Below are 7,020 nucleotides of genomic sequence, written 5' to 3' on the forward strand. Positions count from 1 at the left end.
ATTCTACAGAACGCGGGCGCGATTACGCGCGTCCCTGTTCGAAGCCTTCCCCTCGAAAAGCAGCAAATCATCGGTCGATCGGCGAAACGCTCCCAAGTCTACGTCCTGAACTTTGGCTGGGCGATGGACGTTTTGTCCGATCTGGACGAGTATGTCTGCGACCGCCAGAACAAGGTGATTATCCAGTCACCTCTGCCGTCTTTACGTAATCGTCCAAATACCCCATTGGATAATCAGACAGTCACCTGCGCGGGTGACGGTGTGGTTACCCTTATACCTTATGATCAAACCTTAGATCACACCTTAGAAGATAAAAGGGGCTCCGAAGGTTCAAACCTTAGTGCTTACACGCGCGAGAGGGCTGCATGATGGGCCTCGTGATCTGCTTTCCAATGGCTCGTCGTCTCGGAAAAATCAAACGGACGGCTGAACTGCTATCGGCTCGTCGCGGTCGTTCGGCTGACCACTATTGGCGCCAGACTGTCGCGGGCGTCGTCGGGCAACTGACCAGGGCCGGAATGACCGAAGCCGCGATAAGGAAAGAGGTGCAGACATTTTCGGACGCCGTGCAGGAAGAGCTACGGCGCGCCGCGCGTCGCAATGAGGGCGACGCAGCATGACGGTAATCGAGACAGCAGACGGCTTCGTCGTGGTCGACGGCACGGCAACATTGGCCGGACCGTTCCCGACCAATGCGGAAGCGTGGCGCGCGGCCGATCGGCTTGATGGCTCGCCTATATCGCCGGCTGAAAAGCGGGCTGACTGGATATCCACCAAGATCCTTTCTGCGGGACCGGCGCCTAGACGGTCGGCGAAAGCCATCCGGAAATCTGCGGATTCCGGTGGAATTTCAAGGAACCTCAGCCGAAAGGAAAAGCGGGAGGCGAAAAAGCAGCGCAAGGCTGAGAACCGCCTGAAGATCAATGCGGCCAAGGCTCCGGGCTGGTTGCGGAAGGGCGCCTCGGCGAAGTTCGATCCCCAAGCCAAGCGGGCCTTCAGCACCTCTCAACTCGGCACGTTCGGCGCCGCATCCCCAGTGCGGCATGTGAATATTAACGACTATCTCGCCTCGAAAGGTGTGCCTCAATGACGAACGCACTCGTTTCCTTCCCGGTATTCGATGAGAAGCCATCCGACGACTATGTTGACCGGTGGCTAGAGTTTACGAACGCGACTGGGCATCCGGAGCGCTTCGAGAATGTGACGACCACCAAGCCTGAAATCATTGGCACACTTCGCTTCCTATCAGGCGAGATCGAGGTTCCAATCTTTAAGCGCGAAAACCAGGACATGGTGCCATGTCCTATTTGTCATCCTACAGGCCCTTGGTTCAAGATCGGCCGGATGGCCTTCTTCCCCGATGAGCGTGTCGTGAGATTTATCGGCCATGACTGCGCCAAGCGGCACTACAAGGGCGAGTTCGATATCGCCGACGAGCGGTATCGGAAAGAGGCCCGAATTCGTCACCTTCAGCGCCGATGGACGGCTCTTGCTGAAAATGTGGACAGGATCGCGAAGTTTGCCAGATCATTGGCCGAACCGGCAAAGGCGCTCGAGGACTTGCGAGCCGAAATCGACAAGAAGGAGTCGGGGCTCTCCAAGTTGCTCTCGCGCGAACTGTCGCGCAATAGCGGCCGAATTGAAATCCAAGTGGATAGCGGGGTGAAGGATACCAGCGGCAACGCTGTCATCGTCAACGATGTTCTCGGCCTCGCTTCTGGTTCGGAATTCTGGGGCCGGCCTTATGTGCCTTACCAGCAGTTGTTGAGCCTCCAGCGCGATGCGGACGATTTAAAAACACCGCTGCCGGTGTGGCGAAGCGAGGAGTTGGACAGCGCCCACGAAGAGGAGATAGTCCGTCGCGGGACTTCAGCCGACATGCTACCTGAGCGGCTGGATGACCTCGCCTTTCTGCTCATTCGGTCGCAAAACTTCTTCGCCGCCGACAACCTGGCTCTTCTGGAGCGGTGGGGGAAAAATACCGGATCACCCTTCACGTCTCTGATTTGCCGCGTTGAAAATGACCGTCTGGTCATCGCCTCCAACACATTCGCCGGCTACCACCGCGTCAATCCTGTCATCCCCTTTGCCGCGGTTAATCGCTCGCCTTTGACGCCTAGCGAAATCCTGACATTGCGCCGACCGCAGGCGAACAATCGATCCGGGCAGTTGCCGCGATGAATGGAGAACTGATGGAGCATCGAAAGCCTCACCGCGCGCCGCTGCCGTTCCACGCCTACTCGTCCTTCAACAAGAGGGGCGGGAAGGCGGTCGACATCGTGACCAGGCGCCGCAACAAGGCGCTCGACATGTACCAGGAGATGAGCACCTACGAGACCATTGCAGAGTCTAGACATTTCGCCTACCACAGTCGTCCAATACGTGAAGCGAGCCCGAGACAAGGGTGATGTCAGGGCAAAGCGGCCCTTCAAACACCGGGGCCGGCTCCTCGCCCTCCAAAGGCGGAAAGCGATCAACGACATGAAGGCGCTAGGCATGTCAGCCCGACAGATTTCGAAGCAGCTCGGCATCAATGTGCGGCTTGTGCAGATCAGGCTGAAGGAGTCGGGCAATGGCACGGCCAAGTGAGTTCACCCAGGAGATAGCCGATACCATTTGCCAGAGCCTGGCAGAGGGGAACAGCCTGCGGTCGATCTGTGAAGCCGACGACATGCCGTCGAAAGCGACTGTGTTCAATTGGCTGCTCAATCCGGCCCGCGCAGCGTTTTTTGACCAGTACGCGCGGGCGCGCGAACTCCAGGCAGACACCCACGTCGACGAAATGCCGGATATCGCCGACGACAGCAGCAACGACTACATGACCAAGGTCAACGGCGACGGAACGACCACCGAACAGCTCAACAGCGAGAACATCCAGCGCTCGCGGCTTCGCATCGACACGCGCAAATGGATTGCTGAGCGCATGCGGCCGAAGAAGTACGGCGCCAAGGTGGCGCTCACTGACGGCGAGGGCGGCCCGCTAGTGGTTCAAGTGCTGAAGCTGGCGGACCAGGAAGCACAGGCGAATGCCGACAATCCAGCTACCTAACGCCGGCTGGCGGCCTCGCTGGTATCAGAAGAAGGCATGGGACACGTGGGAGCAGGGGTGTAAGCGCCAGCTCCTATTCTGGCACCGCCGCGCCGGCAAGGACGAGATAAATCTGAACATGCATGCCGTGTCCGCCCATGAGCGTCCCGGCACGTATTGGCACATGCTCCCCGAGGCCGCCCAGGCGCGCAAGGCGATATGGAACGCGATCAACCCGCATTCGGGCAAGCGCCGGCTGTTCGAGGCCTTCCCAGAGCCTCTAATCGAGAACATGAATGACAATGAAATGTTTGTCCGCTTCAAGGTCGGGTCGACTTTCCAGGTCGTTGGCAGCGACAACTTCAACAGCCTGGTTGGATCGCCACCAGTCGGAATCACCTTTTCGGAATGGGCATTGGCGAAGCCGGCGGCGTGGGCGTACCTGTCGCCCATCCTGGCGGAAAATGGCGGCTGGGCTTCGTTCATCACCACGCCACGTGGCAACAATCACGCCAAGGGCATGCTGGACGCCACAAAGGGCAACGCCTTTGATCCGCTGTCGAACCCGCGCGGCTGGTTCACCGAAGTCCTGGGCGTTGACGCGACACAGGCGATTTCGGAAGAGGACATTGAAGAGCAGCGGGTGATCTATACCGGCCTGTTCGGCAAGGAGATTGCGGATCTCCTGATAGACCAGGAATTCTATTGCTCGTTCGCGGGCGCGCTCGTCGGATCATATTGGGGCGCCGAAGTTGCCAAGGCAGAGCGGGACGGGCGCATTGGTCGTCCGATTGCGGTCAACCCGGCCTATCCGGTTCATACAGTATGGGACCTGGGCAAGGCGGCCAACAATCCGATTTGGTGTTTTCAGGTCATCGACGGTACGCCCATTATCGTCGATTTCTATCTACCCGACAGCGAAGACCTCTCAGACTGGTGCAAATGGCTCGACGACCAGGGCTACAAGGGCAACGACTACGTTCCGCACGATATCCTGCACCCGCAATGGGGAACGGCTCGCACGCGGCTGCAAACGCTGAAGGATCATGGTCGCAAGCCGAAGATGGTCGGCATTGCGAGCTTTGCTGATGGGGTGAATGCCGGCCGGCAGACTATCAAGCTTGCCCGGTTCGCAAACAATGAGCGCGTGGCCGATGGCATCGAGGGCCTGAAGGCTTTCCGCCGCGAGTGGGACGATGACAAGAAATGCTTCCGGGACGTGCCGGTGAAGAACTGGGCCGAACACTACGCGTCCGCCTTCCGGTATCTGGGCCTCGCATGGCGTGAGGCAATAGTTGCGGTGGTGAAGTCTGAAGGTGACAAGGGCGCCTACCAGGCTATGCCGGACGGCTCAATCCGCAGCAACCAGTCGGTGAAGGAAGCCGTTGACGCCATGGTCAGGCGTCGTCGAGGCAATCGCTAAGACTGCCCGCCGCCGGGTAGCGGCGGGCAGCACCTATCGAGGACTCCCGATACAGAATCCGCTAAAGTTGCGGCGCTGGGGGTTGCCGTCTAAGGTTGGAAACACCAACTTCGGATTACCCGAAGAAGGCGAGGACGAAGTAGATCACGCCGTTTGCGACATGCAGCAAACTCAGCGTGAGATAGGCCCAGACAGCCATTTAAGATTTCACCTCCTTTCTCGGTTGTCGGGAGAGCAGCGGTCCAGGCTGCTCTCCCGAACCACCTCATAAAGGTGTAGATAGGCGCATCGTCAATGTTTCCCAAATTATTGGGCGGCAATCCGACAGAATAACCGAACGAATACAAGGGGATAAACTTTTTCTAATGGTGGCGTCGTTCTTTGGCGAATGACGCAATCCAAGTAGCTTATCTTTTCGTAGAGGCACCAGCACCCTAGCGCCGACCAATAGAATTGGAGCGGCCATGCCTCGCGCTGGTGGAGTATATTCGGCCCCTCCGGGGACCGCTGGAACACCGAACACAACGATCGAAAGCGCGAAATACAACGCGCTTGTGGCCGATCTTGTCGCCGATGCCAACGCGGCAAGGCCACTGACGGCTGGCGGCTCGGGCGCCGCGACGGCCGTAGGCGGCAGCGACAATTTCAACGCCGCCGGCACCAACATGGCATCGGCGGCAACCGTCAATCTTGCCAATGCGACGGGTGTCGCGGTTACGGTCACCGGAACCGTCGCGATTACCGCCTTCGGCACTGTGGCCGCTGGCGCCGAGCGCGTCCTGACGTTCGCGGGCATTCTCACGCTGACCCACAACGCAACCAGCTTGATCCTGCCTGGCGCTGCGAACATCACCACGGCGGCCGGCGATGTCATGACGCTCCGGTCCCTCGGCAGCGGCAACTGGGCTTGCGTCGGCTACCAGCGGGCGAACGGCGGCCCGGTGACCATCCCCGCCGGTACCTCCATATCCGGGCCGGCTCTGGTGCTTGAACAGAGCACAACACCGGCTCCGACGACCGAAGGGCGGATCCAGTGGGACACCGACGACAATGTGATTGCTGTTGGCGATGGAGCGGCAACGCAGATATTCGCGCCTCTGCCAGCATCGACCGCCGCTGGCGACATCCTTTATCTGAGTGGGGCAAAGGCTCCAGCCAGGCTCGCAAAGGGCACGGCAGGGCAGACCTTGCGCATGAACGCCGCCGCTACGGCGCCCGAATGGGGTGGCGGCGCACCCGATGCCATCATGGAAGACCAGAAGGCGTCAGGCATCAACGGCGGCACCTTCACTTCGGGCGCATGGCGTACCCGAGACCTGAACACCGAAGTCCGCGATCCCTACGGGCTGATTTCCCTAGCCTCGAACCAGTTCACGCCGACCGTCGCGGGTTGGGTAGAATGGAGTGCGCCGGCTTGTAAAATTGGCGTTCATCAATCCCGGCTGTTCAATGTCACTGATGGCGTAGAAGTCACCGCAGGCACCAGTGAGCAGACCGACAACGGCAACGACTTCACGCAAACCAGAAGTATCGGCGGTGCGCCGGTCGTTGCCGGGAAAACATACAGAATAGAACACCGATGCGGTACGACCCGCAGCAACGACGGCTTTGGTTTCACGGCCGGGTTTGCCGCCTTCGATATTTACACGCGTCTCAAGTTCTGGAGGGCATAGCCGTGGACCGCAATTTCGCCCACGCGCTCGCGCTTGTTCTGAAATCTGAAGGGCTCTGGTCGGACAATCCAGCCGATCCCGGCGGCGCCACCATGAAAGGGGTGACGCTCACCAATTTCCGCCGCTACGTGAAGGCCGATGCGACAAAGGCGGATCTACGCAAGATCAGCGATGCCCAGGTGGCGACGGTCTATCGCAGGTTCTATTGGGACGCCGTAGCTGGGGCTGAACTCCCTGATGGCGTGGATTACGCCGTCTTTGACTTCGCGGTAAATTCCGGGCCAGGCAGGGCTGCGAAGTACCTTCAGGCTGTCGTCGGTGTGACGCAGGACGGGCGCATAGGCCCAGCGACCATCGCCGCCGCAAACGGCAAGCCGGCGGGCGTTGTCATCGACGCGCTCTGTGACGACCGCCTGGCCTTCCTTAAGCGTTTGCCGACCTGGGCCACTTTTGGGCGCGGCTGGAGCGATCGGGTGAAGTCCGTCCGCTCGCAATCGCTCGTTCTGGCAGGGCAGGGGGAAGCCGCGGTTCAGCCTGTCATCACTCCGTCGACGCCTGTACCCGCTCCCGTTCCGCCAGCTTCGCCGCAGATCGTCTATCCCGAGCCAACCCAGACTGCCGAAACGAAGACCGTCGAACGCAACTGGCTGTGGCGGCTGCTGTTCGCGGTTGTCGGTGCCGTTTTCAAGAGGAAGTGACCATGCGAACGGTTCGCCAGCCAAGCGCGTTGCCAACGAACAAGCTGACAGCGGCCATGGTGTCGGCGTCGGCCGCCGGCATCGTGAAGGCACTTGTCGTGCACAACTTTCCCGACTTCGCCGATCCGGCGATTTGGGAGCCGCTGCCGTATGTCGTTGGCGGACTCGTCGGCTATTTCGTCAAGGACAAGCCCAATG

10 protein-coding genes are annotated in these 7,020 nt (G+C 59.8%); all 10 read left to right on the forward strand.

Translation table 11 applies throughout. The features are described from left to right. Window positions 1-369: hypothetical protein (locus tag EN893_RS38050; protein ID WP_164900821.1), on the forward strand; the 369-nt coding region annotated here is incomplete at its 5' end. Further along, window positions 366-620, forward strand: a complete 255-nt coding sequence (locus EN893_RS12520) for a DUF6074 family protein (protein ID WP_127268284.1) — start codon at window positions 366-368, stop codon at window positions 618-620. The genes EN893_RS38050 and EN893_RS12520, both read left to right, overlap by 4 nt. 29 nt (window positions 621-649) lie before the next feature. Continuing rightward, a complete protein-coding gene (locus EN893_RS12525; protein WP_164900822.1) occupies window positions 650-1,090 on the forward strand; it encodes a hypothetical protein in 441 nt (146 codons plus the stop codon). After that, the gene (locus EN893_RS12530; protein ID WP_127271057.1) at window positions 1,087-2,181 is read left to right on the forward strand and encodes a hypothetical protein; all 1,095 of its coding nucleotides are present in this window, start codon (window positions 1,087-1,089) and stop codon (window positions 2,179-2,181) included. The genes EN893_RS12525 and EN893_RS12530 overlap by 4 nt, the downstream gene beginning before the upstream one ends. 11 nt (window positions 2,182-2,192) lie before the next feature. Continuing rightward, on the forward strand, window positions 2,193-2,408 hold the full coding sequence (locus EN893_RS38055) for a hypothetical protein (protein ID WP_164900823.1): 216 nt from the start codon (window positions 2,193-2,195) through the stop codon (window positions 2,406-2,408). Window positions 2,409-2,572: 164 nt separating this feature from the next. Next, window positions 2,573-3,049 (forward strand): hypothetical protein, encoded by a 477-nt coding sequence (locus EN893_RS12540; protein ID WP_027036518.1) that lies wholly within the window; start codon window positions 2,573-2,575, stop codon window positions 3,047-3,049. Further along, window positions 3,027-4,451 (forward strand): hypothetical protein, encoded by a 1,425-nt coding sequence (locus tag EN893_RS12545; protein WP_127270802.1) that lies wholly within the window; start codon window positions 3,027-3,029, stop codon window positions 4,449-4,451. The genes EN893_RS12540 and EN893_RS12545 overlap by 23 nt, the downstream gene beginning before the upstream one ends. A 554-nt stretch (window positions 4,452-5,005) precedes the next feature. Next, a complete protein-coding gene (locus tag EN893_RS39195; RefSeq protein WP_236383070.1) occupies window positions 5,006-6,124 on the forward strand; it encodes a hypothetical protein in 1,119 nt (372 codons plus the stop codon). Between the two features lie 2 nt (window positions 6,125-6,126). Beyond that, the gene (locus EN893_RS12555) at window positions 6,127-6,822 is read left to right on the forward strand and encodes a glycosyl hydrolase 108 family protein (protein ID WP_127271052.1); all 696 of its coding nucleotides are present in this window, start codon (window positions 6,127-6,129) and stop codon (window positions 6,820-6,822) included. A 2-nt stretch (window positions 6,823-6,824) separates the two neighbouring features. Then, window positions 6,825-7,020, forward strand: a 196-nt coding sequence (locus tag EN893_RS12560; protein ID WP_164900825.1) for a hypothetical protein, incomplete at its 3' end; no start/stop codon positions are given.

The organism is Mesorhizobium sp. M7A.F.Ca.CA.004.04.2.1 (assembly GCF_004022825.1).
In the GTDB taxonomy this organism is placed as follows: domain Bacteria; phylum Pseudomonadota; class Alphaproteobacteria; order Rhizobiales; family Rhizobiaceae; genus Mesorhizobium.

Coding starts and splice junctions, on each gene's coding strand:
- EN893_RS12520 (WP_127268284.1), top strand. CDS start 366: ATGATGGGCCTCGTGATCTGCTTTCCAATGGCTCGTCGTCTCGGAAAA.
- EN893_RS38055 (WP_164900823.1), top strand. CDS start 2,193: ATGGAGCATCGAAAGCCTCACCGCGCGCCGCTGCCGTTCCACGCCTAC.
- EN893_RS12545 (WP_127270802.1), top strand. CDS start 3,027: ATGCCGACAATCCAGCTACCTAACGCCGGCTGGCGGCCTCGCTGGTAT.
- EN893_RS12530 (WP_127271057.1), top strand. CDS start 1,087: ATGACGAACGCACTCGTTTCCTTCCCGGTATTCGATGAGAAGCCATCC.
- EN893_RS12540 (WP_027036518.1), top strand. CDS start 2,573: ATGGCACGGCCAAGTGAGTTCACCCAGGAGATAGCCGATACCATTTGC.